We start from the raw sequence: 20,930 nt of genomic DNA on the forward strand, positions 1-20,930 counted from the left end.
CAACTCCACACTTTCAGAACACAGAAAGGCCGGGTCCGGCTCCCGTGAGGGATTCCGGACCCGGCCTTTCTGTTGACAGTCTGTGACCGTCTAGGCGGAGCGGCGCTCTCCGCGGCGCTCACGCAGGATGTTCAGACGATCTTCAAGGATCTGTTCGAGCTCGGGAAGGCTGCGGCGTTCCAGAAGCATGTCCCAGTGGGTGCGGACAGCTTTCTCGTTGGCATCCACAGGACGCTCGCCATCAACCAGCAGCGCTTCTTTGCCGGTCTTGGATACCCAAACGGGGGGAATTTCGGCTTCGGAGGAGAAGGTTACGAAGACCTGCTCGCCATCCTCGCAACGGTACTCGACCCGCTGGCGCGGTGCCGGTTCAACGCCGGATTCTGTTTCCATGCTTTGGGCGCCAAGACGCATACCCCGCAGGCTGCGATCGCTCATGATTACTCCCTCTGTCTGTTCGCGGAGCAGGAACCCCGCGCTAGCCGTAAGCCGTTTTCACGTCCCTTACGGACTACTTCTGCACACCTTGCATCACTAATTGCAACGCCTGGCCAAGCTTTTATGTTCCATCCACGCTGAACCAGCCGGACAAATATCCCATTATACGCGGATCTTCGCCCACTACTCAAAAGAAGGAACAAACAGCGAGCGGCCAGCCTGGATGGCTGACCGCTCGGAGGCGTTGCGCTTTGCGTTATTCAGCAGGCCGTGGCTGCTGGGGTGTTCCCGCAGGCTCGGACGCCCTGGCCTCTTCAGCACCGCCGAAGAGCCCGACGGGGGAGTCCCCGTTGTTGCCTCCGAGTGCACCGCCGATGCCCTTGAGTGCCTCGCCGACTTCACTGGGAATGATCCAGAGCTTGTTCGAGCTTCCCTCAGCGATCTTGGGAAGCGTCTGCAAGTACTGGTACGCAAGGAGCTTCTGGTCCGGGTTGCCCTTATGAATGGCATCGAAGACCTTCTGAATGGCCTGGGCTTCACCGTCAGCCCTCAGGATGGCCGCCTTCGCGTCACCTTCAGCCGCGAGGATGGCAGCTTGCCGCTGGCCTTCGGCGGTAAGGATCTGCGACTGCTTGGTGCCTTCGGCGGTCAGGATGGCTGCACGACGATCACGCTCAGCGCGCATCTGCTTTTCCATCGAGTCCTGGATGGAGTGGGGCGGATCAATCGCCTTCAACTCCACACGGGACACGCGAATGCCCCAGCGACCCGTTGCTTCGTCCAGGACACCACGCAGTTGACCATTGATCTGATCGCGGGATGTGAGTGCTTCTTCAAGGTTGAGCCCGCCCACCACATTACGAAGTGTGGTGGTGGTCAGCTGTTCCACAGCCTGGATGTAGTTGGCGATCTCGTAGGTTGCGGCCCGGGGATCGGTAACTTGGAAGTAGACAACGGTGTCGATCGAGACCACCAAGTTGTCCTCGGTGATGACCGGCTGAGGCGGGAAAGACACTACTTGCTCGCGGAGGTCGAGCAACGGCAGGAGCCGGTCGACGAACGGGATCAGGATGGTCAGTCCCGGGTTGAGTGTCCGCTGATACTTGCCGAGGCGTTCAACGACGCCGGCACGTGCCTGCGGGATGATCCTCACCGAACGGACCAACACGATGATGACAAAAATGACGAGAACAATCAGCACAATTGCTGCTGCTGTTCCTCCTAAGCCGTCCATACATCTCCTTCATTCCCCAATTGCGTGGTTTGATGCGGCTGAACGCGGGCAGGCTGCCCGCATCGGCAACCGCTGAAATTCAAAGGCGCGCTTTAGCGCGGGCTGTTCTCGGCGGGCGAGGCTACTACCGCCGTCGCACCGTCAATCCGTGTGACCTGGACTGTTGCACCGGCATCAAGAACTCCGGCCGTGCTGCGGGCGCTCCACACGTCGCCGCCGATCTTGACCAGTCCGCTGGTTCCGCTCACGGCTTCGATGACGAGGGCGGACTGACCGATGAGTCGGTCGATATTGCTGCGCTGTTCCGCGGGCCCCTTATGCAGGTGCTTCATGGCGACAGGACGGACAAAGACAATCATCAGGAGGGAGACCACGGAGAAAATCACAATTTGAAGCCAGAAATCGGCTCCCGCGAAGTCGGCGATCAGCCCGGCCAGGGCTCCGCCGCCCAGCATGATGAAGAAGAGGTCGAGGGTAAGCATCTCCACCACTGCGAACGCGAGGAAGACTGTGAGCCAGAGAGCCCACCAATTCTCGCCGAGCCATTCGAACATCATTTCCCCCTTGGTCCCGGATCCCGCGGGCGGGATCACAGTCGCTGTTCCTCCATCCTAGCCCGACGTTCCGTCCCACGTCAGGACACGGCGAATTCGCTGATCCGGAACTTCGCAGTGGTGGCCACTGAACCTTCCACAGCGGCCAACTCCGCCAACTTTTCGCGCTGCACGTGGTGTCCGGCCGGACCCATGTAGGCGAGGTCGGCCACCTCCGGGCCACTCAGTGTCAAGGGAAGGTCGAGGTTTTGGCTGGTGCCCGAATCGAAATAGTCGCGCATGGAGTCCACCAGCCGCTCCTCTTTGCCATCCTCAATGCTGAGCATGCCTGCCCGGGCTGCGATCTCGGCAAGGTGGCCGGGCCGGGGCGTCACAACGATCAACGAGCCGCCCGGCCGAAGCACCCGGGCAAACTCTGCGGGGTTTCGCGGTGCGAAAACTACCGTGACAACGTCCGCGGTGTTGTCCATCATGGGCAGCGGACGCCAGATGTCCCATACCAGGTTGGCTGCTTCCGGATTGAGCCGGGCGGCACGCCTCAGCGCGAATTTGGAGATGTCCACACCGATTCCTGATGCCCCGGACCGTTCAAGGACCGCCCGCAGGTAGTGGCCTGTGCCAGTACCTGCGTCGAGAACCACGGCCCCCGGGCGCTGAAGTGATCCGGCGGCCGCTGCTGCAACAGCCTGCGCGAGGCCGGAGTAGTGCCCTGCGTCCAGAAACCTGTACCGCGCGGCAACCATGTCTGCCGAGTCCGCTTCGAAGACCGTGCCTTTGCCCGTCAGCAGGTTGAAGTAGCCCTGTTTTGCGGCGTCGAACTGGTGCCCGGCCTCACAGGCGAGCGTTTGCTGTTGGCCCTGTCTGAGTTGGAGCACCCCTTGGCAAACAGGACAACGGAGGGCAGCAACGGCATCGGACAACATGGCTCCAATCCTACGGCGGCCGGAGTGTCTAGGGCCTGGGGCCGAAGTGCCGGGCTAGGCTCACCATCGTGAAACCCGAGCAACTGCATCTGCTGAACTCCGTATCCGCCCCGGCAATCCACCCCGATGGCACCAAGGCGGTGGTTTCCGTCACGCGGCCGGATTTTGATGCTGACAGTTATGTGGGTCAGTTGTGGAGCATTCCCTTGGACACCACCAAGTATTCGCGACGCATCACACGAGGATTCAGGGACAGTTCCCCGGCGTTCTCCCCGGACGGCCTTGTTCTTGCCTTCCTGAGGTGCGATCCGGACGGTAAGCCGCAACTCTTTGTCGTGGAAGCCGCAGGTGGCGAGCCGCAGCAGATCACCGAGCAGCACGCGGGCGTAGGTGGGTTCGTGTGGGCACCTGATTCCCACCGCATTGTGTTCCAATCCCGGGTGCCGGAACAAGGACGCTACGGAACTATGGATGGGGTCACCTCCGGCGGAGAAGACGCCCGATTGATCACCGCCAACCAGTACCGGATGAACGGCATCGGCTACACCGCTGACCAGCGCCAGCAGTTGTTTGTGGTCGAAGTGCCGGAACTGGGCGGCGAGCCGGCAGTCGCTGCGAGGGGTAGGGCTGCGCACGAACAGCCCGCACATGGGATGACAGGACTTCCCTCTGCACGGCAGGTCACTTTTGGTGACTCAGACCATGAGTCACCATGCTTTTCAGCCGACGGCACCCGCCTTTACTTCGTCGCCGCCCTCCATGAAGGACACGACGACGATCTTGTCACCTCCGTCTATCGGGTGGACGCCGACGGCGGCCAGCCAACCGCCGTCGAACCTTCCAACAAGAGCCTGCAGACCGTCACGGCTGTGCGCCCCTCCACGGATGGCCAGTGGCTCTTTTACACCGCGCAGGACCTGGGTGACACCGGCAAGGACTTCGTGGCCCGGAACGCGGTTCTGTATGCCATGCCCATTGCTGGGGGAGAAGCGGTGGCGCTGACCGACGTCGAGCATTTGGATGTGTCGGGACCGCTGGAGCCCAGCGGTCCCGACAGCGTTCTGGTTCTGAATACAGCGCTGGGAAGCGTCGAGCTGCTCGATATCAACGCAATCGGCGGGATCACACCCCTGGTTCATGGCGCCAAGGTGGTTACCGGGGCCACAGTGGCTGCAAACGGCGAAATGGCCGTGAGTTTCTCGGACGCTTCCACGGTGGGGGACGTCGCCTCCCTGGAACGCGGCGAGATCCGCCTCCTCACGGACTTCTCCGCCCCCATGCGCAACAACTCCCGGGTGGTGGAGCCCTTGGATTTCGATGCCGAATCCGCCGATGGGCACCCTGTGCACGGTTGGGTGGTGTTCCCTGACGGACCTGGTCCCCACCCCGTCCTCCTCTCCATCCACGGCGGCCCTTTCGCCCAATACACCGGTGCTTTCTTTGACGAAGCCCAGGTCTATGCTGCTGCCGGTTACGCCGTTGTGATGTGCAATCCACGTGGTTCATCCGGCTACGGACAAGCCCACGGCCGCGCCGTCAAGGAGCGCATGGGGACTGTGGACATGCAGGACGTGCTGGCATTCCTGGACTCAGCGTTGGCCTCGTTTGACGCCTTGGATAAGGAACGCGTGGGAATCATGGGGGGCTCCTACGGCGGCTATCTCACCGCCTGGACCATCGCGCACGACCACCGGTTCAAAGGCGCGATCGTGGAGCGCGGTTTCCTGGACCCCGTCAGCTTTGCAGGTTCAGCTGACATCGGCTGGTTCTTCGGGACCGAATACACCGGAGGAACAGCGGAACAAATGGAGGCTCAAAGTCCCATGGCCGTAGTCTCAAGTGTCGATACACCCACCCTGGTCATTCACAGCGAGAACGATCTTCGGTGCCCCATCGAACAGGGCCAGCGCTACTACTCGCATCTGAAGGCGAAGGGAGTGGACACCTCCTTGCTGATCTTCCCCGGCGAGGATCACGAGTTGTCACGGTCCGGCACCCCCCATCACCGAAGGCAACGCTTCGAGCACATCCTCCGCTGGTGGGCACGGTACCTCCCCACCGAGGTCAATAACCTGGATGACTAGCCGGAGTCAGCGAAAGAATCCAAGCGCCCGGCGAGCCTCGTCAATCTCCGGAGCAGACCAGCGCGCCGAGTGCTCGGCATTGCTGGATAACGATCGCAGTTCGGCCCGGTCCAGGTAAAGGATGCCGTGAAGGTGATCCGTTTCGTGCTGCACAATGCGGGCCTGCCACCCTGAATACCAGGCTTCCGTGGACTCGCCCGTTGGACTGGTGTAGCGCAATTCCACGTTCCGGTGACGGGTCACTACCGCCTGATACCCGCTGACCGAGAGGCACCCCTCATAGAACGAGGCGGTCTCGGTTCCGAGCGGGCGGTACTGCGGGTTGACGATGGCCAGGAATTCCAGCTGCTCCCGGTGACGCACGGCAGCTGACTCCGGTTCCACCGGGTATTTGTCCTCCAGTACGGCCACTTGCAATGGGATGCCCAGTTGGGGAGCTGCCAAACCGACTCCCGGTGCGGCATGCATGACAGCCCTCATCTGCTCAATGAAAGCCGCCAACTCCGCATCGTCGAGCTGGCCTTCGTATGGCGCTGCCAGCTGACGCAATACGGGGTGTCCGGCCTGAATAATGGGCGGAAGCCCCTCCGTATCCAGCAACCGGCGAACAGCGTCACGAATGCGGATCGGGTTGTAGTCCGTGGCAGGGCTCGTGGCCCCCGGATGAGGTTGGTGCGTCATACAGTGAGCCTAACGCTCCACAAGGCGTTCCCGAGTTGGGCTAGGCTCAATGGATGATGGATTCCACCCCTTTGGATTGTGTACTCGGGTTCGTTCGAACGGTGGAAGCCGGCGGCGGGGCCGCTGAAATCCGACCCTTCCTGGCGGACGATTTCAAGCTCACCGAGTGGCCGCATGCTCTGTCCAAAACCGGCTCAACGCGGAACCTTGCCGAGACCCTGGCCGGCGCCGACCACAGCAAGGACATCGTTTCCGATCAGAAGTTTGAGGTGGTCCGGACAACGAGCCAGGACAACCGTGTGGTGCTGGAAATGAACTGGTCTGCCACCTTGCTGCTTGACCTTCCCCACTGGGACCGTGGCGATACCATCCGAGCCAGGAGCACTGCTGTCTTTGAGCTTCGGGACGGGTTGATCGCCAGCCAGGATACGTACGACTGCTATTACACAACCCCCGAATAGCCCAGCCCCGGAGCACCTAACGCATGGTGAAGCGTCGCTCCACCAGCCCTGAAATTGCCGGCATGTCCAAGGCCCTTGCGAAAGCTGCATTCCTGACTGACATCACGTAAGGCGGGAGAGGTCTTCCCAGAGCCATGTTGAGTCCAGCCTGGCGCGATGCGCGGCGCGCCGCCTTTCTGCGGGACTTCTCAAAGGCCGCTAGGTCGGGCCCGACGTCGGCACCGCGGAAAGAAGCATCGATGATCGGGGCCAGCGCCGCAGCATCCAACCAGCCAAGGTTCATGCCCTGCCCTCCGATGGGGCTGATTTCGTGGGCTGCGTCCCCCAACAGCACCACTCTGCCGTGAACCATGAGTTGAGCCAGGCGCGACCGTACTTCGAAGGCACTGAGCATCGAGTTGCCGGGAACATGGAGCACCTCACCGGTCCTGGCCAGGACCAAATCGGCCAGCTTATCCGCCGTCGGGTTCTCTTCCGGCGAGCCCAGCCTCACCACCCATCTGCGGAGACCTTGTGGCAAGGGGAAGGACTCCACGATTCCGGCAGGCTCCAAGTACAGCACCGCATCGGAGCCATGGCCGGTGGCATCCGGGAAATCGCCCATAATGTAGCAGTCCGGATAGCCCCGTGCCTGCGAACCCGGCAGGTAATGGCGGCGAATGGCTGAGTGCGCGCCGTCGGCAGCCACCACCAGCTGGCTTCTGAACTCCTGAACGCCGCCAAGACAATTCGCAACGGTACGCACGGAGCCGCGTTCTTCCGCAACCTCCCGAACATGGGCACCCCGGACAATGGCTCCGGCGTCCAGATCATGCACCGCCAGCTCCAACGTCTCCTCAGTGACCGTCTGCGGCACAGCCAGAATGTAGGGATAGCGGGCATCTCCGTCGAACCCGAGTTCGGCCACCCTGCGCCTCTGACTGTAAGCGACACCCCGATTGATGCGGACACCGGCTGCTATCAGATGGTCCGCAACACCTGCGCGCGCCAGCTCCGCCAGTGCCGGCGGGTGAATTCCGATAGCCCGCGAACGGTTGCTCCTGCTGCTCCGGCGCTCAAGGATCCGGACCTGATGCCCCTGCTGAAGCAACAGCACGCCCATGAACAGCCCTACCGGCCCGGCACCAACGATCACGACGTCAGTCACGATCATCCTCGAGCGCACGGACGAGCAAGTGGTGCCACGGGCCGTTTCTCTCAACCGACCACGAGGCCGGAACGGCAGCTCTTAGTTCCTCCGCGGTGTAACTGCGCCTGATGGACGTCAAGCCATCACCACAGATGTATGAGCCCACACCCAAAGGCCAGAAGCCTGCCATGAACAGCATGTATGCGATGTTGCTTCGGTTGAGATCGTTATGCAGGCACAGCCCCCGGCTCAGCGACTCGGAATCGTGAAGGACCTCCGCAAGCTGCCCTGGGTCGAGGTGATGAAGGATGTGGTTGGAGATGACAACGTCGAACTTCCGGCCGTCAGCGACGAGCTCGGAACTGTGGGCATTGAGGTACACGACCCCCTCCACTGGAGGCTTGCGGGACGCAAAGGTGAAGGCCCTCTCGTCCGGATCGATTGCCGTCACCGTAAGCCGGAATCCGTCCCGCCGGGCCCACCGAACCAGGCTCCGGGCTACGTCGCCGCTGCCACACCCGATGTCCAGCACCGAAACCGCACTGTGCTCGGCCAGCAACGGAAGGAGACGTTGACGATACGTCCCGTGCCATCCCGACAGCAAGGCGTTCACCACCGGGAAGCGCGCATAAGTCCTGTAGAGGCGTGTGGGGTCGCAATCGGCCCTGTCCATCTCCTCGACGGCTTTCACATCCCTGACCCGCAGGGACCCAAATGGACTCACAGAGCAGGGGAGACCAGCGTGAAGAGTCCCGTTTCCACCGTCAGACCCGGGCCGAATGCCATGGAGCAGATCCGTTCCTCATGTTCGGCTGCTGCCCTCTCCAACATGTACTTGAGGACGAACAACACCGTGGCGCTGCTCATGTTGCCGTATTCCCGTAAAGTCTCCCGGGCCGGGACCAGCTGCTCCTGCGTCAGTTCCAGTTTGGACTCGACTTTGTCCAGGATGCTTCGGCCGCCAGGGTGTATGGCCCAGTGGGTAATATCTCGGTAGGGCAAGCCATCCAACGATGGCTCTTTGGCGAGCAGTGGCGCCAAGGCACCGGTGATGTGTTCTTCAATGATGTGCGGAACGTACGATCCCAAGACCATTTCGAATCCTTCGTCCCCAATGTTCCAGGCCATGGCTTCCTCGCCCACCGGCGTCAGGACCGTTTCGAAGTGATCGAGCCGGATGGCCGGTTCCGGCCCTTGCAGCTCCCGGGCACTTACGACCGCGGCCGCCGCGCCATCACCGAAAATCGCCGATCCCATGATGGTGTCGGGATCGTTCGACGTCCTCACATGCAGGGAACAGAGTTCTACGCAGATCACCAGGACAACCGCTGTGGGGTCTGCAACGCAGAACTGCTTGGCTGCTTTGAGGGCAGGGAAGGCCGCGTAGCAGCCCATGAATCCCAGGTGGTACCGCTGCACGGCAGGATTGAGGCCTAAAGCGCGGACCACCTTGTAGTCAGGACCGGGGTTGAAGAAACCGGTGCAGGACACCGTGATCACGTGGGTGATGTCATCAAGATCTATACCCGGCGCCTGGGCCACTGCAGCTTTGCCGGCCTCGACGAACAACTTGGTGGCTTCGGTTGCGAAGATCTCATTCCGGACCTTGGTGCTGGGGCTGAGGACCTGGTTGGTTTCGGGGTCAAAAAACTGCGGATTTTCGGGGTGCGCATCTAGGCTGAGTTCGGCTACGGCGGTGTATCGGGTGTCTATGGCTGCTGAGTCGAAGCATGTGCTGACTAGTCGGGTTCCCAGCCGTGTCAGTCCGGGCTGTGATGCGAAGACGTCTCGGGCTTGCTGCTGGACAAGGATGGTTTGCGGAACTGCGGTTTCAAGGGACCTCATGTATACCGGCATGCTTCATTCTTAGCGAGTAAACCTTGGAAGACAATGGCAGAATCGAAGCTACTGGCCGAGGCTGGTCAGTGTGAGCCAGGCGACGCCGACGAGGGACTGTTTTGCAGCGCCGCCTAACAGATGGAGAAATCATGACTATTGCCGCGAGCACGGACACACAATCTCCGGGGTCCCACGTTGCGGATACCCACGATCTGATCCGGGTCCAAGGTGCACGTGAAAACAACCTCAAAGACATCAGCATCGAAATCCCGAAGCGCCGGCTCACTGTCTTCACAGGCGTCTCCGGCTCCGGGAAGAGTTCACTGGTTTTTGCCACTATCGCGGCAGAGTCACAACGCATGATAAACGAAACCTATAGTGCCTTTGTGCAGGGTTTCATGCCCTCCCTGGCCCGCCCCGACGTCGATGTCCTTGAAGGTTTGACCACCGCGATCATTGTGGACCAGGAACGGATGGGCTCCAACCCGCGCTCCACAGTGGGTACCGCAACAGACGCCAATGCCATGCTGCGGATCCTGTTCAGCCGCCTCGGCCAACCCCACATCGGCTCACCCAACGCCTACTCTTTCAATGTTCCCACGGTGAAGGCGAGTGGCGCCATCACCGTCGAACGCGGCGAAGGCAAAACGAAGACCGAGAAGGCCTCGTTCAATCGCCTGGGCGGAATGTGTTCCCGATGTGAGGGCATGGGGGCGGTCAATGACTTTGATCTCACGGCCCTCTATGACGACTCCAAGTCCTTGAGCGAAGGCGCGCTCACCATTCCCGGATACACCATGGATGGCTGGTACGGGCGAATCTTCAGCGGCTCAGGGTTCTTCAACATGGACAAACCCATTGCCAAATTCACCAAGAAGGAACTCCACGATCTCCTGTACCGGGAGCCCACCAAGATCAAAGTGGAGGGCATCAACCTCACCTACGAAGGCGTCATCCCCAAGATCCAGAAGTCGATGCTCAGCAAGGACGTAGACGCCCTGCAGCCCCACATCCGCGCGTTTGTGGAGCGTGCCATCACCTTCACCACGTGCCCGGAATGCGAAGGTACACGCCTTAGCCCCGAAGCCCGGTCCTCCAAGATCAACGGCAAGAGCATCGCCGACGTCTGCACTATGCAGATCAGCGACCTCGCAGGCTGGGTCCGCTCGCTGGATGAACCCTCCGTTGCTCCATTACTGAAGGGCCTCCAGCACCTTCTGGATTCCTTCACCGGAATTGGTTTGGGTTATCTGTCCCTTGACCGGCCGGCCGGCACGTTGTCCGGGGGAGAGGCCCAGCGGACCAAGATGATCCGCCATCTGGGTTCATCACTCACCGATATCACTTACGTCTTTGACGAACCCACCATAGGCCTTCACCCCCACGACATCGAGCGCATGAACCAACTGCTGCTACAGCTTCGGGACAAGGGCAACACTGTGCTGGTGGTCGAACACAAGCCGGAGACGATCGCGATTGCCGACCACGTGGTTGACCTTGGGCCCGGTGCCGGTACCGGAGGCGGCACAGTATGTTTTGAGGGCGACCTCGAGGGATTGCGGGGGAGCGACACCATCACGGGACGCCATCTGGACGACCGGGCGGCCATCAAGGACAGCTTTCGTTCCGCTACGGGCCACATGGAAATCCGGGACGCCTCAACGAACAACCTCAAGAACGTCGACGTCGACATCCCCCTTGGCGTTCTTTGTGTCCTCACCGGGGTGGCCGGCTCCGGCAAGAGTTCCCTGATTCATGGTTCCGTAGCCAAGCGGGACGGCGTCCTCGTGATCGATCAGGGTGCCATTCGGGGCTCGCGCAGGAGTAATCCCGCCACGTATACCGGACTGCTGGAACCTATCCGAAAGGCATTCGCCAAAGCCAATGGCGATAAGCCGGCGCTCTTTAGTTCGAACTCCGAAGGCGCCTGCCCCACGTGCAATGGTGCAGGTGTCATCTACACGGATCTCGGCGTCATGGCCACCGTTGAATCACCCTGTGAAGAATGTGAAGGAAAGCGCTTCCAGGCGGCTGTTCTTGAGTATCAGTTGGGGGGCCGGAATATTGCAGAGGTGCTTGCAATGTCTGTAGATGAGGCGGAAGTCTTTTTCAGCGAGGGGGAGGCCCGAACCCCGGCTGCCCACAAAATTCTCGATCGCCTTGCCGACGTTGGGCTCGGTTACCTAACACTCGGCCAGCCCCTCACCACACTGTCCGGCGGTGAGCGCCAGCGGCTCAAGTTGGCCACGCAAATGTCTGAAAAAGGTGACATTTACATTCTCGACGAGCCAACTACCGGCCTGCACCTGGCGGATGTCCAGAACCTGCTGGGCATGCTGGATCGACTGGTGGAGTCGGGAAAATCAGTGATTGTGATCGAACACCACCAAGCTGTAATGGCACACGCGGACTGGATCATAGATCTCGGACCTGGCGCGGGTCACGACGGCGGCACGATCGTTTTCGCCGGAACGCCCGCAGAGCTTGTGGCCGGGAAATCGACGCTGACCGGCAAACACCTGGCAGCGTACGTAGGCGCCTGACACCTCCGCGAGCTGCCGGCTGGCATAGAACCCGCTGGCCGGCAGCTACTTCTACTCCCGCGCTTTGACTGGCAGCGAGACGTGTTGAAGTGGGACGAGTTGCAGTTCTAGATTCCTTTGGCCCACGCCGGCATGGAGTGGACAGCAGTTGATTCGAGCACAGTCAGGCTACTATCGATGCGCGCGGGTATGCCCGACTAGTACTTGGAAGCAGCGGTCGGTGCGAGTATCTTGGCGCTATTCCCTGAGAGGACGACCGATGCTGCGATGGTTGCGGAGTGCTTACCGATTTCCGAAGTATGACATTAGAGATCTCGTATGGCTTGGGTATGCCTACGTTCTCATAGGCGTGGGGTTCGCCGTCGTCGGTGTCTTGCGACTTCCTGAATGGCCCGCTTCTCTTTATGCAGCCCTGGCAGTCCTGTGGTTCTTCCAAGCCTTCGCAACGAGGAAGGAAATCCGGAGACGTAAAAACGCTCAGGCATCAGCACCTCTCTGACGGCAGGTAAACCAGTTCCTCGATAGGATTTCTCAGCGGTGAGCGCGCCCGATGCCAGTCCAGTGGAATCTCCGGCTTCTAGTTTCCTGAGGCGACCTTCGTTTATCAAGGTCCACAGTGGCTGATACTCACTCACTTACGTTTGCCGGCCGGACAGAGTCCATATATTCCATGTAGTTTGCCGAAGAGGCCAGCGCATGGCGGTCAATTGTTGCCGGGGCGTAGCCAAGAGCTTCCGCGATGATGGCTACCGGGGCGAGTTTGGTGAGTTCGTGGAGGGTTCCGAGCCTGGCTGCTCGGCTGCTGAAGGCTGTTCTGAGTCGTTCGGTGAGGCTGGAGGCTCGGAGATGTTTTCCGGGTGAGCCGCCGCGGAAGACCCAGTTGCTGTTGGGGTGCGCGGCGGTCTGATCATGTGTGGGAGTGGCCACCAACTCGCGCCAGGGTTCATCGAGTGGCCGTGTGAGGGCAATCTCGACGGTTCCGAGGGTGATGGTGACTTCTTCGTCGGTGACCTTGACGTGGTCCCAGGTGAGTTTAACGACGTCCGAGATCTGCTGGCCGAAGACCAGGACAAGGATCGCTGCCGCGCGGTCTCGTGGGCTCATTTCGGTTGTGTGGGTGAGGCCTTGGACAAGGTCTTGTTGTGTGGCTGCGTCGAGTCGGGGGCTGGTGCCGCGGCGGTGGGGTTGCAGCTTCAGTGAGGGGTCGATGAGGTTGGTTTTGGTTGCCCAGTCGAGGAAGCGGGATGCGATTCCCCGGGTGGTGGGGCCTTCTGCTTGCCAGCGGTCCAGGTGTGCCTGCGTCATGGTTGCCAGGTCGGTGTGTTGTTCAGTGAGCCAGTTGAGCAGTTCGATGGCGACCGTGACTGATTGTTTGGCTCTGAGGAAGGTACCTTGGGTGACTTCGTCCATTTGGTTCATGCGGCGTTGGTGGTGCCAGCGGATGTAGCGGCGGATCACGTCGCGATGGTTCTGGGTCGTGACCCTGTCGATCGCTTGGCCGGCCCAGCTGGTGAATCGCTGGCTGAGCTCGTCACGGCGGGGCAGGACGTTGTGTTCGACGAGGAGGCCGCGGACGTATTCGCGGGTTGGCGAAGCGGGGAGTTGGTCGAGGCCTGTGTGGGTGATGTCGGGCGATGCTGCCAGTTGGCGGAGGAAGCCGGTGACGTGGGGCTGCTGTATCCAAGTAAGGCCGCTGTTGGCTCGTTTCATGGATTTCAGCGCTGTTGCGATGGCTTGCAGTTCGGAGGAAGGTGCCTTTTCTTCAGGCGTGAGGAGCCGGTCGACTGTTGCTGCGAGGACGCAGGCCCAGCAGCGGTTTCCGGAGTGGATCTCATCTTCGTTGCCGCAGCCGATGCAGTCGATGTTGAGTTTGACGCCGGAGCATTTGCGGCAGGCCGGGAGCGTGTCTACCCGGCCGGGCAGGATACCCTCGTGGCCGCAGGCGCAGCTGCCCCGGGTTCGTTTGGCTTGCTGGTAGCAGTAGCCACAGATTCCGCTGTCGGGCCAGCGGACGACGATTTGGTGGTGTTCTGAGCAGCGTCCGCATGGTTCGGGCCATTTCGCGGGGTCGCTGGGTTTCCGGGGTCTAGGCATCGTCGTCCGGCGGCAGGACCCTGATCCGGCGGGCGACCGGTGAGCCTGGCTGGATTCCGAGGTCTTCTGGCCGTTTGGGGGCGTTGGCGGTCTTCGCTGCGCGCATCTGGACGTAGGGTTCGAACAGGTCGTTGGGTGTGCATTCGAGGATGTCGCAGAGCGCTGCAAAGGTCTGGGCCGGGATGCGTTCAGGGGTTCCTGTGACGAGCCGGTGGACCTGGGCGTTGGAGAGGTTGATGCCGCGGGCTTTGAGGAGGGGGAGGAGCTCGGTGGTTTTCCAGAGGTTCCGTTGGGCCATCATCTGCCGAAGGTTCCATCGGTAGCCGATCCGTCGCTGTTCAGCCATGGGCCGTTCCCTTCGTCAGTGCCGCTGCCGCGTAGCCGCTGAGCGATCATCTTCTGGACGGTCTTCTGTTTGAAGTCCGCCGACACGGAAGTATAGAGGGCTGTCGTCGATGAGTAGCTGTGACCGACCTGCTGCTGGATAAACAACGGATCGTAGCCGGCCTCGATCAGGTGGGTGACGTAGGAATGCCGCAGGGTGTGCAGGGACAACTCGTCCGGCAATCCAGCGGCTTTCCTGATGCGTTGGAAGGCCCGGTCGAAGTTGCGGTAGACCGTGGAACCCGAGCGCTCCGAGGGCCACATGCTGGCTGAACGGTCCGCGGTGGCGAAGCGTTTACGGCCATCGGGGGAGAGCCAGTACTCCAACTGACCGACGACCCAATCGAACTCCGGGACGGTCAGCACGGTCCGGCGCCGAGGGCCTGAGCCTTTTGTTCCTTTGGCCCACCGCACCTGGAGCGCACCGAACCGGCCGAACTGTTCAACGTGGGGATTAGGGCCGAAATCGACGTACTCAAGCATGGTCAGTTCACGACGGCGCAGCCCGTAAGCATAGGCAACCTTGAACGCCGTCGAATCCCTCAACGCCGGCAACCAACGCTTGGAGCGTTTGGCAAACTCCGTATCGATCAGATCATCAGCGGCATCAAAGAACGTTTGAAGCTCTGCCCGGGCGAAGGCCCTCCGGCGCGGCGGCATGGCATCGTCAGTGGTATGCCGCGGTGAGTTCCACTCAAATACGACCTGCACCGGGATGTCGGCGAACACCCGTTCGCAAAACGCTGCCCACCCATAGCGCCCGTCGGTCACGTACGCGCAGAACGCCTTGATAGCTCCCGCGTTGGACCTGAGCGTGGACAACGCCAGGCCTTTCTCTGAACTGCGACGGTCTGCGAGGAATTCGTCCACGTTATGTGCCGACCATGTCCACGGATACTCGTTCGCGTGCTCCTGGAACCGCTCAACGACACTGCAGGAGCTTTTGATGTAGGCGTTTGAGAGCCCGCGTGCCAGCATCTGCGCCCGCCAACCATCAAGCATCGCCTCGAAAACCCGGTCTTCAGCCCGCAGCAGCCCAACGTTCTCAGTGTTCAGAAAGGCAGGAATCCGGCCAGGTTCGATGTTCACAAGCCAAACTCTACGCAAGAATCTCTCATTAAATGAGAGATTACGCCGCTAGAGCGCGCAATGACGCGGTCGAGCTGCTGGTCATCATTCAATCCCATCACATGCGAACGATCCCTTACGTGGGAAAACGCTGCATGGCAGGTTGAGACGAGTTATCTCATCCACTTCTACTCGTCCCACTCGAACGCCGATAATCTACATTATGTAAAGTAGTCTGAAAGTGACCCTACCCCGTCGATTTTCCTGAACCCTTTATTGCGCTGCGCATCTGGTGCAGAGTAGCTAGTGCCGCCTCGCACTTCGGGCACTCATCCACATGCCGTCGAATCCTGGCGCTGCCTGGCATTCGTCCGTCGTTGAGGACGAATTTCCCGAAATGCTGCGACACGTCAGCACAAGAGTCCGTTGCCTTTACGAGAACGTGATCCTGGAAATATGCCTGCCGAAGTCCTTTCCGCGCGCGTATGAGCAACGCCGATACACCGTTCGGCGTCAATCCCATGATCGGCGCCACCGCTGCCGGTTTCATGATTTCCACCTCGCTGTACCAAAGCACAGCCTGCCAACGCATCGGCAGGGACCGGAATGCTTCAATGAGCGAGGACGTCTCCAAGGAACGGAGATAGGGATCCTCATATCCGGTGTCGCCATCCCCATTCAGGAGGTCGCTCAAGAAGCCAGCGCGCCTCGCCTGTACGTTGCGACGATGTGCCGTTCTTCGCACAGTGGTCACCAGATAGGCCCTGAAAGAGTCCGCCGGTCCCCTGCCACTAGCCAGAGCCTGAAACACAGACGCAATTGCCTCTCCCACAACATCGTCCACGTCCGACAGATTGTCGGTCTCCACCCGGGCCACGTACGCGGCGAGTTTTTTGTACCTACCAAAAAGTTCGGCAAAGGCAGAAAACTGCCCAGCCCGCACCGCGGAAACTAAAGACACGTCACACCACCCAAGCGGCTCGGCCCTCTCCAGACCCTCGACCGCCTGCAGGCCGGGGTTCGGCACGGTCGCCCCACTCCCCCGCCGCTGGCCGCACAATGTCCCTCCGCAGGAGCATGGCTTTGGATCCGCGGCTAACTGCGGGTAGATCAGGTTCGCAGCGCACATGGCCCCTCTTGGTCGTCAGAGTTCTTCGCGGACCCTAGAATCTAGGCAGCACGATCAAAACGCCACGGAAAACGCAGCGAATTGAGGGGAAGTGGGTGTTCAATGCAGGATTACGACTTGGACAGCCGTGACCTGAGGCTTCTTCATGCCCTGCAGATTCGTCCGCGAGCACCTTGGGCCACACTCGCGCCCATCGTCGGGGCAGACGCTGTTACCCTCGCCAGGCGCTGGAGCGCTCTTCAGGATCAGGGGCTGGCCTGGTTGGCAAGCTACCGGGGACCCGGAGCGAAATATGTGGGCGCAATCATTGAGGTGGAATGCACACCTTCACGCATTGCCGAGGCAACAGAGGATCTCGCCCGCGACGACGAAGTACTTTCCATTGACCAAACCATCGGCGGCCGGGATCTGGTGGTGACGTTACTGTGCCGGACTGACGCCGACTTGGCAGGGTTTGTGCTGGACCGGCTTACAAACGTGACAGGCGTGATCGGCACCCGTACACACCGTGGTATCCGGCTCCTCGCCGATGCGCAGCTCTGGCGGCTGCGCTCGCTCCAGGACCACGAGGCGCGCCAACTGGAATCGAGTATTCCACAGCCTGCAGCCGCCCCAAGAGGCATCTCCGCAGAGATCGAAGACCAACTTGCCGGCATTCTGCGTTCCAACGGCCGAGCCTCCGTGGCGGAGATTTCCGAAACGCTTGGGATCAGCACCACGCGGGCAAGAAACGCGCTGTCCACCATCCTTGCCGAGAAGCGCATGGTGTTGCGCTTGGAGGTGGCGCGACCCTACTCCCCCTGGCCAGTCGCCGTTTGGTACTTCCTGCGCGTTCCGGCCACGATGGTGGAATCCGTTGCAGAAAAGCTCGTCGGCCTGCACGAGGTCCGTCTGGTCGCCACCACCGGCGGGCTCTACTCAATCCTGATGCTGGTATGGCTTCGGCGGGTTGAAGACATGACACCCCTGGAGAGGCAGCTGGGCGAGAGGCTTCCGTTCGCAGAGATCCTCGACAGATGCATAGTGCTGCGAACTCCCAAACACATGGGCAACAGGCTCACCTCTGACGGAAGGCGCATCACCTAGGGTGATCACAGCGCCCAGCTACTACTCCTGGGCTCCTGCAATGTTGACCAACCAGCCGATCCCGAATCTGTCGACGCACATTCCAAAGGTGTCACCCCAAGGGGCCATCTCGAGCGGCACGGTGACCGTACCGCCGTCGACGAGTTTGTCCCAGTAACCGCGGAGCTCGGCTTCATCCGACGACTCTCCGCTCAAGGAGACGGAGATATTGTCGCCGGGGTTGTACTCCATGCCATTCGGGGTGTCGGCAGCCATCAACGTCAATCCGCCGGGAGTTTCCAACATGGCGTGCATGACTTTGCCGGCCTCTGCTGGATCGTCACTGGCTTGGTAGTCGCCGAAAGTGCTGATGTTCAGTTCACCGCCAAAGACGGACTCGTAAAACGTTATGGCGTCCCGAGCATTGTCCCGGAATGAAATGTACGGATTGAGGCGGGTTGTCATTGGTCGGCTCTCCTTCTTGTTGAGACTCCTTGGTCCCCCGTCAGAGGCTAATACCGTGACATCGCCCACACAACGGCCGACGCGAATTCCCCTGATCACCGCAGCAGCACCTGGAGGTAACTTTCGCGTGGGAGGGATGCCCCGGATAGTGTCGGGAGTATGTCTTCACCCTCACGACTGTGGATACCCGCAGCCCTTGCCGATCTTTTCTTGATTCTTGCCTTCGCCGCCGTTGGACGGGACGCGCACGCCCGCGGTGACATCATCTCGGGAGCTTTTGCCACAGCGTGGCCGTTCCTGGCCGGGGCAGCGATCGCCTGGGTGGTTGCACGTGCTTGGCGGGCGCCCATGGCTGCATGGCCGTCCGGAGTTTTCATATGGCTCGGCGCAGTCGCTGTGGGAATGCTGCTGCGGGCTGTTACAAGCCAAACCGTCGTGCTGCCTTTTGTCCTGGTGGCTTTGGTCACCCTTGGCATTTTCCTGCTCGGATACCGGCTTATCACTTCATCGCTCATGAGGGTATCGCGCCGACGGCAACGCCGGGTCTGATCAACCCCCTGTACGAGGGAATGCACTAGGCTGGAAAACGTCCGCAACGATGCATTTTCGGAAAGGCCCCACGTGATCACCGCTTTCGTCCTGATCAAAACCGATGCCTCACGCATACCGGAGACCGCCGAGCAGATTTCGGCCATTCAGGGCATCAGCGAGGTGTACTCCGTCACCGGAGAGTGGGACCTCATTGCGGTGGCCAGGGTGACTAAACACGACGAGCTTGCCGATGTGATCGCGGACCGCCTGTCAAAGGTTGCCTCGGTGGTCCACACCACCACACACATTGCCTTCCGCGCCTATTCCCAGCACGACCTCGACGCAGCCTTCGCACTCGGCTTCGAGTAGCAGCGGGACGGCTGGTCTTCAGCTTTGGCTAAGAGCAGTCCACTTGGCGAGCACTCCGGCAGCCTTGCCTGAATCCACGGATTCCGCCGCCCGGGCAAAAGCGGTCCGCATCCGGTCCTCAAGGCTCCCTTCGGCGTCCAGATCGATTGACACCAATCCAGCAGCCGCATTCAGTAGTACGGCGTCGCGTACAGGCCCCTGTTTGCCGTCGAGGATATCGCGCACTACGGCCGCATTGGCAGCGGCGTCCCCTCCGCGAAGGTCAGCAACCGTCGAAGGACGAATACCGAGGACCTGAGGCGAGAAGATTTGCTCCCTGACGGTTCCGTTCCTGATTTCCCAGACCGTCGATGACCCTGTGGGGGTCAACTCATCGAGGCCGTCGTCTCCTCGGAATACAAGCCCCCGGCTGCCGCGGCGGGCCAGGACTCCTGCCACCAACGGCGCCATGCGGGCGTTGGCAACACCCACAGCCGAAGCTTGAACGTGCGCGGGATTGGTCATCGGCCCAAGGAAATTGAAAGCCGTGGGAACAGCCAGTTCACGGCGCGGAACAGCGGTATGCCGGAATGAGGGGTGGAAGACCTGCGCGAAGCAGAAAGTGATTCCCGCCTCCTCTGCGTTCCGGGCCACCTGCTCGATTGACAGATCCAAACGAACGCCCAGCGCCTCTAGAACGTCGGCCGACCCGGAAGTGGAAGATGCAGCTCGGTTGCCGTGCTTTACCACTTTGGCCCCCGCGCCGGCAGCAACAAGGGCAGCCATGGTGGAGATATTTACCGTGTTCAGGCGGTCTCCACCGGTTCCGACAATGTCCAGCTTCTCACCGGAAATATTGATGGGGTTGGCATGCTGGACCATGGCCTCCACAAGACCGGCCAGCTCTTCGACCGTCTCGCCCTTGGCACGGAGCGCAACAAGGAACCCCGCAATCTGAGCCGGCGTCGCCTCTCCGGACATGATGGTGTTCATGGCCCACTCTGTGTTGCCCACTGCAAGGTTGTCGCCGTTGATCAGTGCTGAGATGAGCCCTGGCCAGGTATTGCTGGCTGCAGGTGCCGTTGCCGGAGAAGTCACTCCCTGATGCTATCGACCCAGCCACGCCGATGACCAATGTGAACGCGACCGGGAACTTTTCCGCGCGAATTCGCGTCTTTGTAGAAAAAGTCTCCTGAATCGGTGGTTTGCATTGGGAAGTCTGGACTTTTACAGACATAATGTCCTTGTGACATCTGCGACCCATGCCCCCAGTACCCCGGCGCACCCGACGCTGAACCGCCCCAACTTGGTTTCTGTTGGAACCGTTGTTTGGCTGTCCAGTGAGTTGATGTTCTTCGCCGGCCTCTTTGCCATGTACTTCACCCTGCGCTCCACATCCGGATTGATGTGGGCCGAGGAGACGGCCAAGCTCAACTTCCCGTTTGCGCTCGTCAACACCATCGTCCTTGTGGCAAGTTCCTTTACTTGCCAGATGGGCGTCTTTGCCGCCGAGCGACTCGAGCCGCGCCGTACCGGCGGGCTCCTGCAGTTCACACGGTGGGGAATGACCGAATGGTTTGCCCTGACGTTCATCATGGGAGCTTTCTTCGTGGCCGGCCAGACCACGGAATACGCCATGCTCGTCTCAGAGCACGTGTCCCTGTCGTCCAACGCCTATGGCTCTGCCTTCTACATGACTACCGGCTTCCACGGCCTGCACGTCATTGGCGGCCTGATCGCGTTCCTGTTCATCATGGGTCGAGCCTTTGCAGCCAAGAAGTTCGGCCACTTTGAAGCAACATCGGCGATCGTCACCTCGTACTACTGGCACTTCGTCGACGTTGTGTGGATCGGCCTCTTCCTGGTCATCTACGTACTCAAGTAAGCCCGGCCTTGACTCTTTTTCTACAAGAGGCAGAATTTCAAGAAGCGGCTCGCGGAGCCGACGCAGGATCGAAAA

22 protein-coding genes are annotated in these 20,930 nt (G+C 60.7%); 8 read left to right on the top strand and 14 right to left on the bottom strand.

The features are described 5' to 3' along the window. Positions 1–90: 90 nt before the first annotated feature. The 4 genes from MOD31_RS07570 to MOD31_RS07585 all read right to left on the bottom strand — a co-directional run bounded on the left by MOD31_RS07570 (position 91) and on the right by MOD31_RS07585 (position 3,149). On the bottom strand, positions 91–438 hold the full coding sequence (locus tag MOD31_RS07570) for an RNA polymerase-binding protein RbpA (RefSeq protein WP_011774875.1): 348 nt from the start codon (positions 436–438) through the stop codon (positions 91–93). A 256-nt stretch (positions 439–694) separates the two neighbouring features. Next, positions 695–1,672, bottom strand: coding sequence for an SPFH domain-containing protein (locus MOD31_RS07575; protein ID WP_166840685.1), 978 nt, complete (start codon positions 1,670–1,672; stop codon positions 695–697). Positions 1,673–1,764: 92 nt separating this feature from the next. Then, positions 1,765–2,226 (bottom strand): NfeD family protein, encoded by a 462-nt coding sequence (locus tag MOD31_RS07580; RefSeq protein WP_105691804.1) that lies wholly within the window; start codon positions 2,224–2,226, stop codon positions 1,765–1,767. A gap of 80 nt (positions 2,227–2,306) precedes the next feature. Then, entirely contained in the window at positions 2,307–3,149 is an 843-nt protein-coding gene (locus MOD31_RS07585; protein WP_250820225.1) for a putative RNA methyltransferase, read from the bottom strand. A gap of 68 nt (positions 3,150–3,217) precedes the next feature. Between MOD31_RS07585 and MOD31_RS07590 the strand changes: the two genes are divergently transcribed. Beyond that, the gene (locus MOD31_RS07590) at positions 3,218–5,233 is read left to right on the top strand and encodes a S9 family peptidase (protein WP_250820226.1); all 2,016 of its coding nucleotides are present in this window, start codon (positions 3,218–3,220) and stop codon (positions 5,231–5,233) included. Between the two features lie 6 nt (positions 5,234–5,239). Here the strand turns inward: MOD31_RS07590 and MOD31_RS07595 are convergent, their stop codons facing one another. Continuing rightward, positions 5,240–5,914 carry a peptide deformylase gene (locus MOD31_RS07595; RefSeq protein ID WP_250820227.1) on the bottom strand — a complete coding sequence of 225 codons (675 nt, stop codon included), beginning with the start codon at positions 5,912–5,914 and terminating at the stop codon, positions 5,240–5,242. Positions 5,915–5,967: 53 nt separating this feature from the next. Here MOD31_RS07595 and MOD31_RS07600 point away from each other — a divergent pair, with 53 nt between their 5' ends. Next, positions 5,968–6,375, top strand: coding sequence for a nuclear transport factor 2 family protein (locus MOD31_RS07600; protein ID WP_250820228.1), 408 nt, complete (start codon positions 5,968–5,970; stop codon positions 6,373–6,375). A 16-nt stretch (positions 6,376–6,391) separates the two neighbouring features. Here the strand turns inward: MOD31_RS07600 and MOD31_RS07605 are convergent, their stop codons facing one another. Genes MOD31_RS07605 through MOD31_RS07615 form a run of 3 tightly spaced genes read right to left on the bottom strand, consistent with a single transcriptional unit; the run spans position 6,392 to position 9,361 of the window. After that, on the bottom strand, positions 6,392–7,522 hold the full coding sequence (locus MOD31_RS07605; protein WP_250820229.1) for an NAD(P)/FAD-dependent oxidoreductase: 1,131 nt from the start codon (positions 7,520–7,522) through the stop codon (positions 6,392–6,394). After that, the gene (locus MOD31_RS07610) at positions 7,515–8,228 is read right to left on the bottom strand and encodes a class I SAM-dependent methyltransferase (protein ID WP_142939145.1); all 714 of its coding nucleotides are present in this window, start codon (positions 8,226–8,228) and stop codon (positions 7,515–7,517) included. Before MOD31_RS07610 ends, MOD31_RS07605 begins: the two co-directional genes overlap by 8 nt. Next, on the bottom strand, positions 8,225–9,361 hold the full coding sequence (locus tag MOD31_RS07615) for a type III polyketide synthase (RefSeq protein ID WP_142939144.1): 1,137 nt from the start codon (positions 9,359–9,361) through the stop codon (positions 8,225–8,227). The genes MOD31_RS07610 and MOD31_RS07615 overlap by 4 nt, the downstream gene beginning before the upstream one ends. A gap of 131 nt (positions 9,362–9,492) precedes the next feature. Between MOD31_RS07615 and MOD31_RS07620 the strand changes: the two genes are divergently transcribed. Continuing rightward, a complete protein-coding gene (locus tag MOD31_RS07620) occupies positions 9,493–11,886 on the top strand; it encodes an excinuclease ABC subunit UvrA (RefSeq protein WP_250820230.1) in 2,394 nt (797 codons plus the stop codon). 627 nt (positions 11,887–12,513) lie between these two features. Here MOD31_RS07620 and MOD31_RS07625 read toward each other — a convergent pair. After that, the gene (locus MOD31_RS07625) at positions 12,514–13,596 is read right to left on the bottom strand and encodes a tyrosine-type recombinase/integrase (RefSeq protein ID WP_250820231.1); all 1,083 of its coding nucleotides are present in this window, start codon (positions 13,594–13,596) and stop codon (positions 12,514–12,516) included. Positions 13,597–13,710: 114 nt separating this feature from the next. On the opposite strand from MOD31_RS07625, the gene MOD31_RS07630 reads away from it, so the two are divergent. Beyond that, entirely contained in the window at positions 13,711–13,920 is a 210-nt protein-coding gene (locus MOD31_RS07630; RefSeq protein WP_250820232.1) for a hypothetical protein, read from the top strand. A gap of 52 nt (positions 13,921–13,972) precedes the next feature. Here the strand turns inward: MOD31_RS07630 and MOD31_RS07635 are convergent, their stop codons facing one another. The 3 genes from MOD31_RS07635 to MOD31_RS22145 form a co-directional block, all read right to left on the bottom strand. Further along, positions 13,973–14,326 carry a helix-turn-helix transcriptional regulator gene (locus MOD31_RS07635; RefSeq protein ID WP_250820233.1) on the bottom strand — a complete coding sequence of 118 codons (354 nt, stop codon included), beginning with the start codon at positions 14,324–14,326 and terminating at the stop codon, positions 13,973–13,975. Next, on the bottom strand, positions 14,278–15,453 hold the full coding sequence (locus MOD31_RS07640; protein ID WP_250820234.1) for a site-specific integrase: 1,176 nt from the start codon (positions 15,451–15,453) through the stop codon (positions 14,278–14,280). Before MOD31_RS07640 ends, MOD31_RS07635 begins: the two co-directional genes overlap by 49 nt. A gap of 226 nt (positions 15,454–15,679) precedes the next feature. Further along, a complete protein-coding gene (locus MOD31_RS22145; RefSeq protein WP_374206980.1) occupies positions 15,680–16,561 on the bottom strand; it encodes a sigma-70 family RNA polymerase sigma factor in 882 nt (293 codons plus the stop codon). 102 nt (positions 16,562–16,663) lie between these two features. Between MOD31_RS22145 and MOD31_RS07650 the strand changes: the two genes are divergently transcribed. Continuing rightward, positions 16,664–17,647 carry an Lrp/AsnC family transcriptional regulator gene (locus MOD31_RS07650; protein ID WP_142939132.1) on the top strand — a complete coding sequence of 328 codons (984 nt, stop codon included), beginning with the start codon at positions 16,664–16,666 and terminating at the stop codon, positions 17,645–17,647. Positions 17,648–17,668: 21 nt separating this feature from the next. Here the strand turns inward: MOD31_RS07650 and MOD31_RS07655 are convergent, their stop codons facing one another. Continuing rightward, positions 17,669–18,091, bottom strand: a complete 423-nt coding sequence (locus tag MOD31_RS07655) for a VOC family protein (RefSeq protein WP_142939131.1) — start codon at positions 18,089–18,091, stop codon at positions 17,669–17,671. A 159-nt stretch (positions 18,092–18,250) separates the two neighbouring features. Here MOD31_RS07655 and MOD31_RS07660 point away from each other — a divergent pair, with 159 nt between their 5' ends. Then, on the top strand, positions 18,251–18,640 hold the full coding sequence (locus tag MOD31_RS07660; RefSeq protein WP_142939130.1) for a DUF3054 domain-containing protein: 390 nt from the start codon (positions 18,251–18,253) through the stop codon (positions 18,638–18,640). A 72-nt stretch (positions 18,641–18,712) separates the two neighbouring features. Then, positions 18,713–18,991, top strand: coding sequence for an Lrp/AsnC family transcriptional regulator (locus MOD31_RS07665; RefSeq protein ID WP_017197606.1), 279 nt, complete (start codon positions 18,713–18,715; stop codon positions 18,989–18,991). 18 nt (positions 18,992–19,009) lie between these two features. On the opposite strand, the gene trpD is transcribed toward MOD31_RS07665, so the two are convergent. Beyond that, on the bottom strand, positions 19,010–20,068 hold the full coding sequence (gene trpD, locus MOD31_RS07670; RefSeq protein ID WP_142939129.1) for an anthranilate phosphoribosyltransferase: 1,059 nt from the start codon (positions 20,066–20,068) through the stop codon (positions 19,010–19,012). 148 nt (positions 20,069–20,216) lie between these two features. On the opposite strand from trpD, the gene MOD31_RS07675 reads away from it, so the two are divergent. Then, positions 20,217–20,855, top strand: a complete 639-nt coding sequence (locus tag MOD31_RS07675) for a heme-copper oxidase subunit III (RefSeq protein WP_142939128.1) — start codon at positions 20,217–20,219, stop codon at positions 20,853–20,855. Positions 20,856–20,930: the final 75 nt, after the last annotated feature.

The sequence above is a fragment of the Paenarthrobacter sp. TYUT067 genome (assembly GCF_023656375.1).
Classification (GTDB): Bacteria; Actinomycetota; Actinomycetes; order Actinomycetales; family Micrococcaceae; genus Arthrobacter.